This is a genomic window from Lewinella sp. LCG006 (assembly GCF_040784935.1).
Taxonomy (GTDB): Bacteria; Bacteroidota; Bacteroidia; order Chitinophagales; family Saprospiraceae; genus Lewinella.
This window is the reverse complement of record NZ_CP160680.1, coordinates 2,694,044-2,711,330: the sequence shown is the minus strand read 5'-3', so window position 1 is coordinate 2,711,330 and position 17,287 is coordinate 2,694,044. Positions and strand designations below refer to the sequence as shown.

Annotated in this window: 16 protein-coding genes; 11 read left to right on the top strand and 5 right to left on the bottom strand. The window is 46.1% G+C overall.

Translation table 11 applies throughout. The features are described from left to right. Nucleotides 1–20 precede the first annotated feature (20 nt). Together AB0L18_RS09600 and AB0L18_RS09595 are read right to left on the bottom strand one after the other, a co-directional pair. Nucleotides 21–1,499: a S10 family peptidase gene (locus AB0L18_RS09600; protein ID WP_367392369.1), complete on the bottom strand. Its 1,479-nt coding sequence runs from the start codon at nucleotides 1,497–1,499 to the stop codon at nucleotides 21–23. An 8-nt stretch (nucleotides 1,500–1,507) separates the two neighbouring features. After that, nucleotides 1,508–3,298, bottom strand: a complete 1,791-nt coding sequence (locus tag AB0L18_RS09595; protein ID WP_367392368.1) for an aminopeptidase P family protein — start codon at nucleotides 3,296–3,298, stop codon at nucleotides 1,508–1,510. Between the two features lie 197 nt (nucleotides 3,299–3,495). Here AB0L18_RS09595 and rpoN point away from each other — a divergent pair, with 197 nt between their 5' ends. Next, nucleotides 3,496–4,983 carry an RNA polymerase factor sigma-54 gene (gene rpoN / locus AB0L18_RS09590; protein WP_367392367.1) on the top strand — a complete coding sequence of 496 codons (1,488 nt, stop codon included), beginning with the start codon at nucleotides 3,496–3,498 and terminating at the stop codon, nucleotides 4,981–4,983. A 176-nt stretch (nucleotides 4,984–5,159) separates the two neighbouring features. Here rpoN and AB0L18_RS09585 read toward each other — a convergent pair whose 3' ends face one another. Both AB0L18_RS09585 and AB0L18_RS09580 read right to left on the bottom strand, forming a co-directional pair. After that, a complete protein-coding gene (locus AB0L18_RS09585; RefSeq protein ID WP_367392366.1) occupies nucleotides 5,160–6,221 on the bottom strand; it encodes a nucleotidyl transferase AbiEii/AbiGii toxin family protein in 1,062 nt (353 codons plus the stop codon). A 21-nt stretch (nucleotides 6,222–6,242) separates the two neighbouring features. Beyond that, a complete protein-coding gene (locus AB0L18_RS09580) occupies nucleotides 6,243–7,007 on the bottom strand; it encodes a DUF6577 family protein (RefSeq protein WP_367392365.1) in 765 nt (254 codons plus the stop codon). 588 nt (nucleotides 7,008–7,595) lie between these two features. Between AB0L18_RS09580 and AB0L18_RS09575 the strand changes: the two genes are divergently transcribed. The 5 genes from AB0L18_RS09575 (at nucleotide 7,596) to AB0L18_RS09555 (ending at nucleotide 12,630) form a co-directional block, all read left to right on the top strand. Further along, complete coding sequence (locus AB0L18_RS09575; RefSeq protein ID WP_367392364.1) at nucleotides 7,596–8,414, top strand: outer membrane protein assembly factor BamD; 819 nt, start codon at nucleotides 7,596–7,598, stop codon at nucleotides 8,412–8,414. After that, complete coding sequence (locus tag AB0L18_RS09570; protein ID WP_367392363.1) at nucleotides 8,401–8,742, top strand: DNA-directed RNA polymerase subunit omega; 342 nt, start codon at nucleotides 8,401–8,403, stop codon at nucleotides 8,740–8,742. The genes AB0L18_RS09575 and AB0L18_RS09570 overlap by 14 nt, the downstream gene beginning before the upstream one ends. A gap of 204 nt (nucleotides 8,743–8,946) precedes the next feature. Then, entirely contained in the window at nucleotides 8,947–10,155 is a 1,209-nt protein-coding gene (gene coaBC / locus AB0L18_RS09565) for a bifunctional phosphopantothenoylcysteine decarboxylase/phosphopantothenate--cysteine ligase CoaBC (protein ID WP_367392362.1), read from the top strand. A 9-nt stretch (nucleotides 10,156–10,164) separates the two neighbouring features. After that, nucleotides 10,165–11,073, top strand: a complete 909-nt coding sequence (locus tag AB0L18_RS09560; RefSeq protein WP_367392361.1) for a DUF4835 family protein — start codon at nucleotides 10,165–10,167, stop codon at nucleotides 11,071–11,073. 15 nt (nucleotides 11,074–11,088) lie between these two features. Then, nucleotides 11,089–12,630 (top strand): hypothetical protein, encoded by a 1,542-nt coding sequence (locus AB0L18_RS09555; RefSeq protein ID WP_367392360.1) that lies wholly within the window; start codon nucleotides 11,089–11,091, stop codon nucleotides 12,628–12,630. 132 nt (nucleotides 12,631–12,762) lie between these two features. On the opposite strand, the gene AB0L18_RS09550 is transcribed toward AB0L18_RS09555, so the two are convergent. Then, complete coding sequence (locus tag AB0L18_RS09550; RefSeq protein ID WP_367392359.1) at nucleotides 12,763–12,951, bottom strand: hypothetical protein; 189 nt, start codon at nucleotides 12,949–12,951, stop codon at nucleotides 12,763–12,765. A gap of 308 nt (nucleotides 12,952–13,259) precedes the next feature. Between AB0L18_RS09550 and AB0L18_RS09545 the strand changes: the two genes are divergently transcribed. The 5 genes from AB0L18_RS09545 (at nucleotide 13,260) to AB0L18_RS09525 (ending at nucleotide 17,215) form a co-directional block, all read left to right on the top strand. Further along, entirely contained in the window at nucleotides 13,260–14,510 is a 1,251-nt protein-coding gene (locus AB0L18_RS09545) for a T9SS type A sorting domain-containing protein (RefSeq protein ID WP_367392358.1), read from the top strand. Between the two features lie 178 nt (nucleotides 14,511–14,688). Beyond that, nucleotides 14,689–15,060 (top strand): VOC family protein, encoded by a 372-nt coding sequence (locus AB0L18_RS09540; protein WP_367392357.1) that lies wholly within the window; start codon nucleotides 14,689–14,691, stop codon nucleotides 15,058–15,060. A 37-nt stretch (nucleotides 15,061–15,097) separates the two neighbouring features. Next, nucleotides 15,098–15,808: a YqjF family protein gene (locus AB0L18_RS09535; protein ID WP_367392356.1), complete on the top strand. Its 711-nt coding sequence runs from the start codon at nucleotides 15,098–15,100 to the stop codon at nucleotides 15,806–15,808. A gap of 268 nt (nucleotides 15,809–16,076) precedes the next feature. Next, nucleotides 16,077–16,865: a hypothetical protein gene (locus AB0L18_RS09530; protein WP_367392355.1), complete on the top strand. Its 789-nt coding sequence runs from the start codon at nucleotides 16,077–16,079 to the stop codon at nucleotides 16,863–16,865. Nucleotides 16,866–17,005: 140 nt separating this feature from the next. Continuing rightward, nucleotides 17,006–17,215 carry a hypothetical protein gene (locus AB0L18_RS09525; protein ID WP_367392354.1) on the top strand — a complete coding sequence of 70 codons (210 nt, stop codon included), beginning with the start codon at nucleotides 17,006–17,008 and terminating at the stop codon, nucleotides 17,213–17,215. The last annotated feature ends 72 nt before the right edge of the window (nucleotides 17,216–17,287 follow it).

Below are 17,287 nucleotides of genomic sequence, written 5' to 3'. Positions count from 1 at the left end.
AGTTACCTCAAAGGTAGAACTTATTGTGCTAAACAGCGCGTTAGAAAAGCACGGATATCTGCCGCCAGTTGTTTTAATTCGTCGTGTTGGGTGTACATCATGTGGCCTCCTTCGTAATACCTCATCTCCACACGATCCGAAAGGATGCCATGGCGTTGAAAAGTGTACTCCGCATCGAAGAAGGGGGTTACCAGATCGTAATAGCCATTAGCCACCATGACCTCCAGTTGCTGGTTGGCCCGCATCGCCCAACTTAACTGGGGGGCAACGTTCACATAGGCGGGTTCCCACGACTGCTCGGGGGAAACAGGCCGCCAATTCCACTTGGGGTAGATACGCCGATTGGATGTCATGTAAGGCAATTCCATATCAATGGCCAGATTATTGGCAAAGTGGGTATGCAGAGCAGCCGTATAAGCACTGCTGATGGCCGTACTTGCAGCGTCGCTATGGGTAGGCGTAGCAGCTGTTTGATCGTATTCTTCCAAGGTGTATCTGCTGTCAAGCCCCCCAATGGTGAGCCCCTGGTTACGGAGGAGTTCTTTCCGAAAACGCGTAGCAGTTACCCGCAGATCAGCGCGAAGGATATAGGCTTTATCCAATCCGGTAAAATAGACCAGTCGCTGGGCAATATGTTCTTTAGCCTCCGCCGTCAAGGTATTCCCCCTCAAAAGTGCAGGCGCATATTCATCGTAGGTAAATTTGCGCGCCTCTTCCACAAAGTCGGCGAGGGTGTGTTCCTGGCCTGCTTGTTTGTGGTACCAAGCCGTAGCAGCCATCGTAGGAAGGTAGGTCAGAAAAGCAATAAGGTTATCGGGCTCCGGTGTTGATCCCGTGTAATCGAGCGCCTGAGAGATCAATACCAGTCCATTTAGAGCCATATCCTGCCCATCCTGGTGAAGTGCCCTTACGACCCCAGCTGCACGCGTGGTGCCAAAGCTTTCTCCGGCGATAAATTTTGGTGCATTCCAGCGCTTGTATTGATTAATCCACTTACGGATGAAGGTAGCAATAGAGGTCGCATCCTCATTCAGCCCCCAATAATTACTTTCTTTACCATTATTGACAACCCTGCTGTAGCCCGTGCCCACGGGGTCGATAAAAACCAGGTCGACCAGATCGAGCAAACTGTAGGGGTTCTCGACCATGACAAAAGGGGCAGCGCCGTCATCCGCCTTGGCATCACTGGCTACCTGTGCCAGCTGAGGGCCAAACAAGCCCATGTGCAACCAAACGGAAGCAGAACCCGGACCACCATTAAAAACAAACATGACCGGGCGGGCAGTTGATTGCTCAACATCTTTGCGTAAATAGCTCACCGACCAAATGATGGCCTCTGCCTGCCCTTCTTTATCAAGCATTGCCATCTCTTCCCCTATTGCGGTGTAGCGACCAAAATGATCCTGGTGTTCCGTGACGAATTTACGCAGCTCTTCCTTTTGCGCTTGTAGAAAAATGGTCGTTGTAGCGAGTAGCAGTACTAGTAGTAATCGGTGCATGACAAGAGTTATAAAGGTTGGCATTGCTGGCGTAGCCAGGTTCGTTCTTCGTCTTCTTTCAACAGCGGTAATATCCCTGCCAAAACCTGTTGGTGGTAATCATTGAGCCATTTGCGCTCTTCTTCCGAAAGCATGTCCAACTGTAGTAGACGACGGTCAATCGGGAAAAGCGTCAGGGTTTCAAAACGGAGGAAATTGCCGTAGTCTGTACTGCGGTCTTCTACACACAAGATGAGGTTTTCAATACGAATACCATAATGCCCCGTGCGATAGAACCCTGGCTCATTACTGGTCACCATTCCTGGCTGTAAAGCGGTGCGCCCGCGACTGGTGACCGCACTGGTGGCAAACCCCTGTGGTCCTTCGTGAACATTGAGAAAAAACCCAACACCGTGCCCGGTACCATGTCCATAGTCCAAGCCTTCCTGCCAAAGAAACTGGCGAGCCATCGTATCGAGCTGTGCGCCTCCCGTCCCTTTGGGAAACCGGGCCTTACTCAGTGCTATCATGCCTTTGAGGACCAGCGTAAAGTGTCGCCGCTGCTCCATGGTGGTGCTTCCTAGTGCTACGGTTCGGGTTATATCTGTGGTTCCATCCAGGTATTGCCCGCCGCTATCCAGCAGTAAGATTCCCGAAGCATTCAAGCTGGCGCATGTTGCAGGCTCAGCGTGGTAGTGAACAATCGCGCCATTACCATTATACCCTACAATCGCTGGAAAACTTTCTCCTTTGTAAAGATTTTGCTGGCTGCGAAATTCTGCCAGCCGCTCACTAATCTCAACTTCGGTAACAGTGGTGGTCTTCAAGGTCTTTTCTAACCAACGGAATAAACGCAACAAGGCTACTCCGTCTTTGCACATTACATTGCGAAAATGCTGGATTTCCGTCTTGTTCTTAATGGCCTTCATCATCACCACCGGGCTACCTGACTCTTTGAGGTCTTTACCCGCCAGTAGCTCGTAAAAACGATAGCTTAGCGTCGTGGGATCAATGGCCAATTGCTGAGAGGCGGGGAAATTTTGCAAGGCCGTTTCAATCTTCGAATAATCTGCCACTTCTACGCCATCTTCTTTGAGAGCAGTGCTTAATTTTTGGTCAATACGCTCTTTGCCAACAAACCATTGTGCATCGTTTTTAGTAACCAAAAGATAGCTCAAACAGACGGGATTAAAAGCTACGTCTGCCGCTCGGATGTTTAAAGTCCAGGCAATTTCATCCAGGGCCACCAGCAGCACAGCATCTACCCCCACCTTGGTCAACCAGGTACGAATTTCAGTCAGCTTTTCGGCGCGGCTTTGCCCGGCATAGGCCGTATCAAAAGCATACACCTCACTGGTTGGAACCTTAGGGCGATCTTCCCAGAAATTCGCAGCCAAGTCGTATTTTGCATTTAGCTTGATCCCTTTAGTACTAAGTTTTTCTTCCAGGAATCGAGCCTGGCTCAAGGATACCACCCGGCCGTCAAAGCCCAGTTGTTGGCCCGCGCGCAGGTTTTCCACCAACCAGTCTACGTGCTCAGGTGCGTGAGGCACTTGTTGCCGTTCCAGTGTGATGCCACTGCCTGCCAATTGCGCTTCGCCCTGAATAAAATAACGGGAGTCTGTCCAAACGCCCGCGCCCTCGGCCGTAACGATCAAGGTACCGGCAGAGCCTGTAAACCCTGACAACCATGCACGTGTCTGCCAGCGTGGCGCAACGTATTCACTCTGGTGAGGATCGCTACTCGGCACTAAGTAGGCCGTGATATTATGATGAGCCATCTCGGCTCGTAAATGTTCTATACGAGAAGGAATATTCATTGCGTAGCTAGTAGTTAAAATGTCGGCCTTAAAAGTAGGGAACTTTTAGCAGAAGGTAGGCAAATCAATGACGGTTATGAATATTCAGAATGATACTCAACAAAAATCGTTCCATTTAATAAACAAAAGTTGCGCACAGACGTAAACAAGTGTAAATTACGCTTTCCTTAATAACCATACCCAAGCACAGCAACGTCATGCTCAAGCAGACGATAAGTCAGAAAATGCTCCAAAAGCTGTCGCCACAGCAGATTCAGTTGATGAAGCTGTTGCAGGTGCCAACTGTCAATTTAGAGCAGCGCATCAAGGAGGAACTAGAGGCTAACCCTGCTTTGGAAGAAGGCTTGGAAAGGGAAGACCGTTTGGTGGAAGAACAGGAAAATCGGGACGAAGCCACTGAGGATAATTTCGAATTAGACGAATACCTGCAGGACTACATCGACGACGACCCTTCCTCCTATAAATTATCGGCCAACAACTATAGCCAAGACGAAGAAGACCGAACCATCCCTATCTCTGTTCAACAAAGTTTCCACGAGCACCTGGAAGAACAATTAGGCCTGTTACGTCTCAATAATGAGCAAGAAGAAACGATTGCTTTACAAATTATTGGCAGTATCGACGAAGATGGCTATCTCAGACGTAGCCCTACCGCCATTCTGGACGATCTGATGTTCTCGCAAAACATCTTCACGGATGAAGCTACGGTAAAGAAAATCCTGCAAATGATCCAGCGCTTTGAGCCTCCCGGCATCGGCGCACAAGACTTGCAAGAGTGCCTGCTACTGCAACTCGACCTTAAACTTGAAGACAACTTTGAGCTCGACGACGAAGATCTGATCAACTTAAAGCGGGCAAAGTTGATTATCCGAAAATACTTTGATGCCTTCACCAAAAAGCATTACGAAAAGCTCCAAAAGCAACTGGAGATTAGTCAAGATGAATTGCGCGACGCAATCGGCGAAATTCTAAAACTCAATCCCAAACCTGCCAGCGGTTTTAGCACCGCCAACCAGCGAACGGCACAATACGTAACCCCTGACTTCTTTATCTTCACCCGTGATGGAGAACTAGAACTGGAACTCAATAGCCGCAACGCGCCCGACCTGAGGGTCAGCGACCAATACCGCGACATGCTACGTTCCTACCGCAATAATCGCCGCAATGGCACCAGCAACCGGGAGCAGAAAGAAGCTGTCGTTTTTATCAAACAAAAGATAGACTCGGCCAAATGGTTCATTGACGCCATCGTCCAACGCCAGCAGACCATGTACAATACCATGTACACCATCATGCAATACCAGTACGACTTTTTCCTTACGGGAGATAAAAAGCGCTTGCGGCCGATGATCTTGAAAGATATTGCAGAAATTACCAACCTCGACATTTCTACGATCTCCCGAGTAGCCAACAGTAAATTTGTACAAACGGAATTTGGCACCTTCCGCCTGAAGGAATTTTTCTCCGAAAGCCTCAGTACTACCGATGGCGAAGACGTCTCCACCACTGAAGTAAAAAATGTCCTCAAAGACATCATCGACGCCGAAAACAAATCCAAACCCCTCAGCGACCAAAAACTCATGGACCTCCTCCGAGAAAAAGGTTATGACATTGCCCGCCGCACCGTCGCTAAATACCGGGAACAATTGGGGGTGCCGGTGGCACGGTTGAGGAAGGAGTTGTAGGGGGAGGCTTGGGGATAAATATACCGTTATAAAATTCCCTCTTCGCCCCGCTTGCCCAGCGTAGCCACCTGCTCCGTCTGGCTAGCTTCCAGAAAACGAAACAACTCCTTAGGGAGTTTTCTGTCAAGATTTCCAGTCTGCGTTCTGAAGTGTCGATTATTTTTATGCTTGTTTTTTTAACTCAATGACTTAATCAATTTTACCGTGTGGTACCAATAGAAAAAAGCCTCCGGATTAGATTTTTTCAATTTATTAAGCTTGGTTTCAAAAGGTTGCTCAATGCTCCAATCGGTTATTTCCATTGGGTCAGTAAACCGTTTTATCTCATTTTTGCTAGCCTTAATTAATGCTGTCAAATAGCTAGCTTTGGCAGCTGACACCATAGCTTTTTCCAAATAAAAGCTTTCTGAGAAGATGAAGTTTCTTATATTTTTAATTCCCCTTTGCAATTCATCAAATGCTCCTTCTCCCGATTGTCCTCTGGTGCAAATAACTGTCCCCGTCTGCAAGATATCTTCTAACACTTCATTGCGGGTCTGTTTCAATGCTCGATAGGCCAATTCTGTCTGGGCAAAGCGGTCAAATACAGAGGCCACAATTTCCAAGTCTTCGGTCATATCAAAGAGATGACCGACATCGAAAAGTTGTTTAATAATTTCTACTTCCTTACCCACTCCATAAGGAATTCCAGTAGTTTTTGGTGCATAAGCCGTTAGCTTATCCCCTAGTATCGCTTCCGGTACGGGAACAGTAACACTGATGTCCACTCCTTCAGAAATCAAGAACGGAGATGAGATGACTATGTCTTGTACGTAATCTCCATAGTGACTCATTTCATAGAGTATATCCAATAAGATATATTCGGATTCGGCTCTTGCATTAGAGATAGGCTTGTAATAGAATTTGTAATGTGCCTTTTCAATCTTGGAGTTAGTTTTCCTTTCATCCTCTTTATATTCGAGAAAGTCTGAGTTTTCAATAAGCTGGTCAAATAGGTGCGTAACATGATCAGGTTTGTCGGAAACGACAATGTCAATATCAATGGAAAACCGCTTGGGCTCGGATAGCAGTAACATGAGAGCAGTACCGCCTTTGAAGATAAAAGGGAGTTTGCTTTGTTGTAGTAACTCCAACAGGTAGAGTGCTCTGATTACTTTTTCTACCAGAATAGGGTCTGATTTTCGCTTTCCAGCGACCGCTTTGATCCACTCCCCTCCCAGTGATTCTTTTTTTATCATTATCCTATGATTTGGCAAATTTTATAATTTATTGCCGTTTCTTTGTACGTCCCGGTATAAAGTTTCTACTTCTTCTTTTTTATTTCTCCTACTGGCATACCGCAATAATTTAGTTTCACTTATGGCATATTTCTCATGGGCGGACCTAAAAATACGTTTTAGTTCTACACCTTGTTGAGCGGCAAAGAGGGTTTCATTACAAACCAAGTCTACGAGCATCTTTTCTAGTGTTACCGTGTTAATGCCGTTTACTTTTTGAATGGGTGCCTCTGACACCAGACTTATTATGATCAGAGGGGCTTTTTTGCTAGAAACATATTTGTCAAGCACTTCTTCAGAAGGATTTAAATAAATTTCTTTACCCAATTCTTTCAATCCATAAAAGACCGCTTCCATAAAATCCTTTTCTACTTCCAGTATAGTATAAAACCGACCTACTTGATGAAGCATAAATTCGTTGATCCACATCGTATGCCAAAGGCAGCCCTCTACAAAGGGGAATTGGTTCTTAAAGGAGGTGTATAAAAGTTTGTTCGAACGGGTAATTTCCGGAATGTAATGACGCACTTCATGTAGGGAGTACACCCCCCTTGAAACGCGGTGCAGAATGCCTTCGTTTTTTAGCTCATAAATTCTCCAGTCTACAGTAGACCTTTTGATGTCCTTTTCTAATCCTTGGTAAAACTGGATAATATCAGTCACCGAAATTTCTTGGGCTTCCCCAAAGTGCATTACGAATTCCTTGATATGTAAAGATTGCTTTGCGATAATATATGTTTTAACCAAAGATACATTTTTCCTAAGATTTGGCAAAAAAATAATAAATTGCCATATCTTAGTTCAAATACTTACGCGCATTTTGTGATCTTTGAAGTGAAAAAATGGGGAAGCACAACTGTTTTTGATCCTCGGGTAACCAGTCGCACGAATCTATCTTTCCTGTGACGGCTTCGGTGATGAGGGGGGTGTATTCTTGGACGAGAGATGCTTTTCAACGCTGTTCAAAGTATTACCTATCATTCATGTCTATGTTCAAATAAATGTTTTAATGCCTTATTTTTTCAGGTGTGCCGTAAAAGCTTTAAACAGGTAGTTGCAATCTTTCTGCTTCTCAATACTTAATTCCTTCTGAAGGACACGTAATAAAAAGCCATTTCCCTCTTAGGTTATCTAAATCCCTTTACTTTCTACCTCAAGAGGTGATGCAATCGCCCCGCATCCCCTCTACGTCTTTCTACAGTTGGTAAAAACCAGGCTAATTATCGGCACCAGGACACAACCTCCCTGCCTTTCTTATACTCTTTAGCTTGCATCAGCAATTATTTCTACCCTAATAGTGGCTAATTCCTTGAAAATCCGTAATTTTGCGCTTCTATGAAAAATAGCTTGTTAATAAGTTTATCCGTTGTTCTGCTCTTTATGCTTAGCACCGCTTGTAAAAGCGAGTTTGAGCGTATTCGTACGAGTGGTGACCCTAGTGAAATCCTCGCAAAAGCAGACGCCTATTACGAGGCGGAAGAGTACCTCAAGGCACAAACCTTGTACGAACTAGTCATTAGTAGTTTCCGCGGACGCCCAGAGGCCGAAGGCATTTCTTACCGCTATGCTTACACCTACTACAACCTGGAGCAATATATTCTGGCCGCTTATTATTTCAAGAATTTTTCAGCGACTTACGGCGCCAGTCAATACCAGGAGGAAGCTGAGTTTATGCACGCTTACAGCAATTATAAGCTATCTCCTACGTTTAGACTAGATCAGAGTTATTCCTTGACGGCCATTGAGGCTTTTGAGGAGTTTGCCAATCAGCACCCCGCAAGTGAGCGCGTAGCTGAATGCAACCGGCTGATTGACGAGATGCGGGCAAAGTTGGAAGTAAAAGACTACGAAGCTGCAGTATTGTACTTCGACCTTCAACAATACCAGGCCGCTATACGTTCTTTTGAAAATCTATTGATCGAATTCCCCGACACTAAAAAAGCCGAGGACATTCGTTATAAAATTGTTCGTTCTGCCTATCTACTGGCGCAAAATAGTTTTGTAGAAAAGCAGGAAGAGCGTTACAATGATATGTTAAAGCGAGCGGAAATCTATATGAACCGTTACCGTAGCAGCGAAAACGCGGTAGAGGTGCAGAAAATGATCACCGAAGCTCAAAATCGATTAACACAATTGGAATATGTCAGATATTAAGAACAAAGTGCAGGGGCTTGATCCCAACGTTCGCGCACGCGACGTACACGGAATGGCAAGCAAAACCGAGAACATCTACGAAACGCTCAACATCATTTCGAAGCGTGCTCGTCAGTTGGCTGTTGATCTGAAGCACGAGCTCAATACCAAACTCGAAGAGTTTGCGGTTTCTTCTGATACCATTGAAGAAATTACCGAAAACAAAGAGCAGATCGAAATTTCTAAATTCTACGAGCGTTTACCTAATCCGGTAATCATCGCTACCGAAGAATACCTCAACGATGAGTTGTACTACCGGTACAACGAAAAAAAGCGTCTGGAAGATTAATTTCCCAGGTTTTATCAAGCTTTAAATCAGTGCAGTCGACAGGGTAACATCTTCCTTGTCGACTGTTCTTGCTTAGGAACAGCACGAAAATAAAAAGCGATTTTGTTTTTCATAATAGTTAAAACGTCTGGCCAGCCGGACAGGCGTTTTAACTATTTGAAAAACTTTAGAAAAATCGCAGTTTATTTTCTGCGCAATACTTACATGAAAGAGTTGAAAGGAAAAAAAATCGTATTGGGCATTAGTGGAAGTATTGCGGCCTACAAAGCGGTAGTACTTACGCGTCTATTGGTAAAAGCAGGTGCAGAGGTACAGGTACTTATGACCCCCGCAGCTACCAAATTCGTGCAGCCACTCACCTTCGCTACACTTAGTAAAAGACCCGTTTTTACGGAAGTCACCGCTGGTGAAGCCTGGAACAATCACGTTGAACTTGGCCTTTGGGCCGATGCCATGCTGGTTGCTCCCGCTACAGCCAATACGCTCGCTCGACTGGCCAATGGGATTTGTGACAACATCATTGCCGCCGTCTATCTTTCTGCGCGATGCCCCGTATTTGTAGCTCCCGCAATGGATGTCGACATGTGGCATCACCCCAGCACTCAGCGCAATATCCACCTTTTAAAGTCTTACGGCAATCATCTGATCCCCGTAGAAAATGGCGAACTCGCCAGTGGCCTCGTTGGTGAAGGGCGTCTTGCCGAACCAGAGCATATCGTTCACTACCTGGGGCGCTTTTTTGGCCAAAGCCAACCACTTAAAGGCCAGAAAATACTCATCACTGCGGGTCCCACTTATGAAGGTATAGATCCCGTACGCTTTATCGGCAACCGTTCTTCGGGTAAAATGGGGGTTGCTATCGCGCAGGTTATTCTAGCACTTGGGGGAGAGGTCGTTTTGGTACTTGGTCCTTCGGCTTTGAAGCCCGCAGGAGAAGGCCTGGAGGTGATCCGCGTAGAATCTGCACAAGAAATGTACGATGCTGCTGTAGCGGTTTTCCCCGACTGTCATGCTGGTATTATGGCAGCAGCGGTAGCAGATTATCGTCCGGCCAATATGGCCACCGAGAAAATTAAAAAATCCGATGACCGGATGACCATCGAACTGGTCAAAAACCCGGATATCGCCGCCCAGCTAGGGCGACAAAAACAGGCGCACCAACGCCTCATTGGCTTTGCGCTTGAAACAACCCAGGAAGAAGCCAATGCCAAAAGTAAATTGGCTCGCAAAAATCTCGACTTTATCGTCCTCAATTCCTTACAAGATTCTGGCGCAGGATTTGGCGTGGACACCAACAAGGTTAGTATCTTCGGAGCAGACAATAAAGTTTACCATTTTGAGTTAAAATCCAAGGAGGAAGTTGCGCACGATATCGTAGCAACCACCTTACTAGATAATAAGTCTAAAGACTAAAAATACAACATGAGAAATTGGATACTACTGGCCTTTCTTCTGGGCTTTATGGGCCTCGGGCAGGCACAAGAATTGAATGTTACTGTAAAAGTTAATTACCAGCAAGTACAATTGGTGGACCCCAGCGTTTTTGCTACCCTGGAACAAGCCATCACGGAGTTTTTAAACCAGAAATGGACCAATGATATTTACGAAATTGAAGAACGCATCGATTGCAATTTCATCTTAACGCTGCAAAAAGAACTTTCTGCTACCAGTTTCGAAATGAATCTAGCGGTGCAATCTTCCCGCCCTATCTTTGGTACCGACCAAAGTACACCACTACTCAATACCATCGATGGCTACGTCACGTTCGATTATCAGCAGTTTCAACCGCTACAGTTCAGCGAAAACCGCTTTGACAACAACCTGACTTCGGTGCTCGCCTTTTACGTCAACATTATCCTTGGAATGGATTACGACTCTTTCTCTCCCTCCGGCGGGGAGCCTTTCTTCCAGAAGGCGCAGGAAATTGTTAACAATGTTCCTTCCGGGCTCTACGGTACTTACCTCGGCTGGTCATCTACCGACGCCAGTAACAGTCGTGGCAGCCGCAACCGTTATTGGATCATGGAAAATTTCCTTTCGCCACGAATGAAGCCTTTCCGTTTAGGGATGTACCAATACCATCGCCTTGGTTTGGACATGATGACGCAGGATGTGAACCAGGCCCGTGCCTCCATCGCTGAAGTGATCTCTACCATTGGGCAAGTAGATCAGTCTTATCCTAATGCTATTCTTACCCAACTTTTTCTCAATGCCAAGCGACTGGAAGTCATCGAACTCTTCAAGCGCGGCACCAATACCGAACGCACAACGGTACGCCAAGTCATGACAAGGGTTGACCCATCGAATGGTGCAGAATACCGCAACCTCTAAACAAAGCCTTAGGATATGTTTTTTCGCCGGGCACCAATACACTTTCTCGTATTCCTACTAACAATAGGTATTGGCCCGTTTACCCAGCAACTCAATGCGCAAATGCGCGACATCCAGACGGAGTTGCAGTGGGGAAGCCTGGAAAAAGGCCCCGGCGGAAGCTACATCACCAAAGTCATTGCCGCCGGAGAATGGGGCGCTCACTTGCTCCGTTACCGACCCGCCCGTGGCTTCCAGAAAGAACAGTATTGGCTGGAAGAATTCGATGACAGGTTTGGTCTACGTGCCAGAAATGAGTTGAATCTTTCTAACGAAGGTGCTGCCTTTGAAGACATCATCAGTTTACGGGGCCAACTGTACCTGATCACCAGCCGAACCATCGCAGAAGCCACCCAGGTATTTGCCCGGTCAATCAGTCCCCGAGGACAGGTGACAGGCTCCGAAAAGCTACTGGCGGATATGGAAAAAGAACAGAAATTCCGTCGCCAGCAATTTGACCTTGTATACAGCCGAGACAGTAGTCACCTCCTACTTTACAACCAACTCCCTCCTGAAAAAGACGGTCCCGAGCGTTTTACGCTCAGGGTTTTCTCCGATGATTTTTCGCTCCTTTGGTCGCGGGATGTAACCCTCCCTTACCGCGACCAGGGACTAAGTATTCGTTCTTATCAATTAGACACGGAAGGGAATGTCTACCTTCTGTGTCGCCAGGTCACGGGTAGTAAGGAAGATCGTGTCCCTCCCCAATACATTGTTTATGCCTACCGACGTAATGGAAAAGAAGAAGTGGCTTACCAACTGAATATTGAAGGCATTAGTTTTCTCAACTTACGATTGGAACTGGCTGCTAACGGCGACCTCGTTTGCGCAGGCTTCTATGGCCTGGGTGGGCAAGTAGGGAGTAAAGGCATCGGCCATATCAGGATAAACCCGCTCACCAAAGAAGCCTCTCAGGTAGACTTGCTTCCTTTTCCTGACAACTTTATGGCGCAAGCCGGGCAAGCACTCCAACGCGGAGCTGAGCCCGTACTCATTCGTTACCAACTCCGCGACCTCACCCTCCGCTCCGACGGAGGAATTGTCTTGGTCGCCGAACAGTTTTTCCGGCAAAACCGGACGGAGATGAGCCCAATTACTGGCCCCCAGTTTACGAGTTTCGACAACTACAATGATATCCTGATCGCCAATATTGCTCCCGACGGTACCTACACCTGGTTGAAGCGTATCCCAAAGCGCCAGGAAACGCCTAATGACAATGGCGCTATCTCCTCTTTTGCCCAAGTCACAGTGCAAGATCGCTTCGTTTTTCTCTACAACGATAATCCCGACAATTTCAGTCCCGAAGATAATCGCCGCTACGAAATGGATGGCCGCGATGCAGTGCTCGCACTTAGTGAGATTCGCCGTGACGGAGAATTGAATACCATCCCGCTTTATGTTAGCAAAGATGCAGGTGTAGTTGCTTACCCTCGGCGATGCCGGCAGATAGGTGCACACCTCGTACTTATTTATGGCGAAGATGGTCGGGAATACCGCCTGGGCTTACTTAGGCTTTAAGATTCATCTGTATCGAAAACTAGGCCTTTCGTCTAATTTAAGGCTGTATATCTGGCATTATTCTTTTATATTAGAGCCCTTAAAGACTACCTATTTGTTAAACACAATCCCCTATTAATGTTCTTCAGACTTTTATGGCTCGTTCTCATCTGTGCCGTAGCCTATTACCTTTTCAACCTGATTGTAGGCCTCTTCAATGCCAATAAGTGCAGCTATTGCGATGGCTATGGTTATTGGAAAGGAACACGCGGAGAAAAGAATTTTTGCAAAACCTGCAATGGAACGGGGAAAGCTAAATAACGTAGCTACTTCCTTGTTCATCTAAGTTAAAAAATGTAAACCTATTCCTCTTATTAAGAAATAAGTTTACATTTGACCCACATATCACACGCACTTTCACTACTTTTTGTTTTTATATTCAAAAGCCTGTATAGCAAATAAACTGTACTCTAGTATTCAACAGTGACAGTACCACTGTTTTTTGTGTTTTATTACAACTTTTCTGCCCCCCCTTTTTCAATGAACGTGAGTGAACTCACGCTTCACAGCTATACCAACTAGCGTCGTTTGGGTCTATTGCCCAAGCGATGCCTGGATTCTTATTAACTCATCCTTAAAAACCAATTTTAATGAAAACGAGAATTTTCACACTAGTGTTTTGGATGGCACTATTTGGCTCTTATGCTTTTGGGCAGGATTGCACAACGGCTACACCACCAGTGGTGGGTAATGTTTGTACGTTTAATTCCAGCGGTAATTTTACCGTCCCTGCGGGATATTCCGTCACGGTATCTGTCCAGGTTTGGGGCGGCGGCGGAGGCGGCGGTGATGACATCGCAGGTGGTACTAGCTCAGCCCCCGGTGGTGGCGGTGGCGGCTATTCTACAGGTACATTTACTATTTCAGGAACCACTTTAGTTACAGTTGGCGCAGGTGGCGTTCCTGACAATACCGTCGCTAATGGACACAATGGAGGTGCCTCTAGCTTTGGTGGATTGGTATCTGCTGGTGGTGGATTGGGCCCTACTACAAGTGGAAACAATGCTGCGGGTGCTAGCGGAGGCACAGGCACCATACCTGGAGGAACTGGAGGAAATAGTAATAGCAATGGCAAAACAGGCGGCGGTGGCGGTGGCTCAGGCACAGGGGCATCCAATGGTCAACCTGGAAGTACTGGACCAAACCCTTTGGGGGGTATTGGAGGTACACCAGGAGGTGGAAGTGGTGGTGCCGAAAATTTTAGTGGCAACAATGGAACTGCTCCCGGTGGTGGTGGTGGAGGCAGAGGGGCCTCAGGGGCCACGTCAGGGGCTGGTGCCCCAGGTCAGGTAATCGTAACTGTAACAGCCGTATTTCCCGTAGAACTCCTCTCTTTCACCGGTAAAGCCACCCCAAGTGCTGTCCAACTCAATTGGGAAACCAGCACGGAGCTGAACAACGAAAAATTTGTGGTTGAACGCAGCAACGATGGCCGTACCTTCCAAATGATCGGAGAAGAACTTGGCCAAGGTACGACTCAGCAAACAGTGTCTTACGAATTTATGGACAAAGCCCCCGTAGTGGGCATCAATTATTACCGCCTCAAGCAAATGGACTACGATGGGCAGTTTGCTTACAGCCCCGTAACGGCTATCACCTTTACCCGCAAGGGGGGTATCAGCATTTATCCTACCGCTACCAACGACATGGTAAATATCGTAACCGAAGATGAGGGCAATGCGTTGGTAAAAGTATTCCACATCAATGGTAGCCTGATGAAACAGCAGCGCTTTGATGGCAATACCCTGCCACTGGATCTTTCTTCCCTACCCAATGGAACGTACTTAATCGCAGTAGAAACAAGTACCCAAATACACCAGGAAAGGATCTTTAAGTACTAGTGCCCTGGGCCGTAAATATTCGTGTTTTAAACGGTAGTTGGGCTTCAGCCCGAGCGTATAACTCACGCTCGGGCTTGAAGCCCAAGCTACTTATGCTGTGAATAACAAAGAAGAGGTGTTTTTCTAATTATACCCGGTAATTACGTAACTTGACTACTAAGATCAAAACCACCTCACTATGCACTTAGGAGCATTTTCTATCAGTCTGGCCGTAAAAGACCTTCAAACCTCTAGGGACTTCTACGAAAAACTTGGATTCACAGTCTACGCAGGGCAGCAAGAGAAGAACTACTTGATTATGAAAAACGGGAATGCCCTCGTTGGGTTGTTCCAGGGAATGTTCGAAAAAAACATCCTCACCTTCAATCCAGGCTGGGATGAAAACGCCAGCCCTTTAGCGTCTTTTGACGATGTCAGGGTCATCCAGAAAGACCTTAAAAGCAAAGGCGTAGCACTGGCTACCGAGGCCGACGAAACCACTAGCGGCCCCGCCAGCTTTGTGGTCATCGACCCCGATGGTAATCCGGTTTTGATTGATCAGCATGTTTAGTCAAAACACTGTCTTGCTTTCCTAAAAAACATCCCCTATGAGCTTCCTCACTGCCGAATGGCGAAAACTGGCGTTCGCAAATTACATCATCGACCCCAAAGTGCTAGCGCCTTATGTTCCCTTTGGTACTGAACTGGACTTGTGGCAAGGCAAGTGCTACGTCAGTCTGGTCGGGTTTATGTTTGTCAATGTACGCGTATTGGGGATCAAGGTGCCTTTCCACGTCAACTTTGAGGAAGTTAATCTGCGGTTTTATGTACGCCGACTCGAAGCGGGGGAGTGGAAACGCGGGGTTGTTTTCATTAAAGAGATTGTCCCCAAACACGCGATAACTTTTGTAGCTAATACCATCTACCAGGAAAATTACCAGACCCTGAAAATGCGTCACCGCTGGGAAGCAAGCGACACTGACCGGCTCGTGGAGTATCAATGGAAAATGAAGCAGAACTGGTATACTTTTCAAGTCACCGCCGACCGTCAGCCGCAAAAAATAGCACTCGGCGGTGAGATTGAATTCATCACCGAACACTACTGGGGCTACGCGCACGCAGGGCCACAAAAGAGTAACGAATACGAGGTCACCCACCCCAAATGGGAGCATTACCCCGTACAAAACTATAAGATTGACGTTGATTACGGCAAAGTGTACGGGCCAGCCTTTGCTTTTTTAAACCAGGAACAACCTTCTACCGTCATGCTCGCCGAGGGTTCGGCCATCACCGTAGAGGGAAAACGCAAAATCTCTTAAATTATGAGTGGTTGATTATGCTCGGATTTCTAAGAAACCAGAGACCTTATTTGCTTCACTGACTTTTTTCTTTAGATCTGTTCTTATTTGAAACTCAAGTTCTCTTGAGTGCATACGCCACCAATAATGCGCAGGCAACTCCCCGTCACTATGCTTTTCTAAACGATACATCAACTCCACATTGGGGTTCTCTCTTTCGTTTAGTATTCTGCTTAATTTGGTAGGATGTATACCTAGGTTTTCAGCGAAAAGCTAAAATAGCAAGAAAATGAAACACCAAGAAAAATTAAATCCTCATCTCTATTTAAACAGAAGCAAGATGAAAAGAGTGTTTTATATTTTATTAATTATTACATGTTCGTGTGCGGAGCAAAGCAAGTTCGATAATGAACAGGAGGATACTCCTAATATTTATAGCCAGATTATTTTAGTGGACACCTTTCAGAGTCCATTAACTTTAGATACCGCAAGTACAATTTCCGAGTCAAGTTTCCATCCTCTATTTATTGGCCACCTCAGTGATTCTATTCCTTTAAACTATTCAACATGGAAGGTAGTACATCAGACAACCGAATGGGATACCTATCCAATGCCTGATTCTTTAGGACTAGCTCTTTTTGTTGATACATCAAAAATAGTTGGGTCTGGGATTCGTTACTTGCCTCCACTTCAACTCGACAGAGAAGGTATATTAGAGTGGGAATTAATCGATGTTAGAGGAGGAATCAAATCCTACCCTGTATTTGTAACTAACCTAACATCGGATACCTTAAATATTGGTTATGGAGCGTTTTTGCCAATTATCATTCAAGCAGTGGATAGCGCGGGAAACTGGAAGCCTATTCAAAATCACTATAGATATTTTTGTGGCACAGGCCTAACTCATTTTTATCTTCCTGTAGGTGAAATCTTGATCACTTCTTGCCCGCTTTACGAGGGGGCATACAGAACTAGATTACGACTGGCATTTGGTTGGGATAGAATAAATTATTCCAATGAATTTTTCGGAACGATAGACTATAGGCAATTTGTAAAACCAAAGCAGCAGTATTATTAAGAGCATGCTGACAAAGCCATTTTACATTTAACCCTTTAAACCATGACCATCCCACAAACAACCCCAATCATACAGGAACTGGAGAACAACCAGCTAGTCTTCGCAGGTCTTTTACAAAACGCCAATCCAGAGATGATTCTTTGGCGACCTGCGCCCGACCATTGGTGCCTACTCAAAATCGTTTGCATCTCTACAATGAAGAACGGGAAGACTTCCGGCAGCGGGTAAAACTTATCCTGGAAGATCCTACTCAACCGCTTCCTGCTATTGATGCTGCAAACTGGGTACTGGAACGCGCTTATCTTCAACACAACACTGGCTTGGATTTGAATTACGCAGGTAATTGGTAAAGGTTTTTGTTTAGAGCTTGTTTGGCAGGGCTTTAGCGAATTTTCGCTAAATTAGCGATCCTAACCGAATAG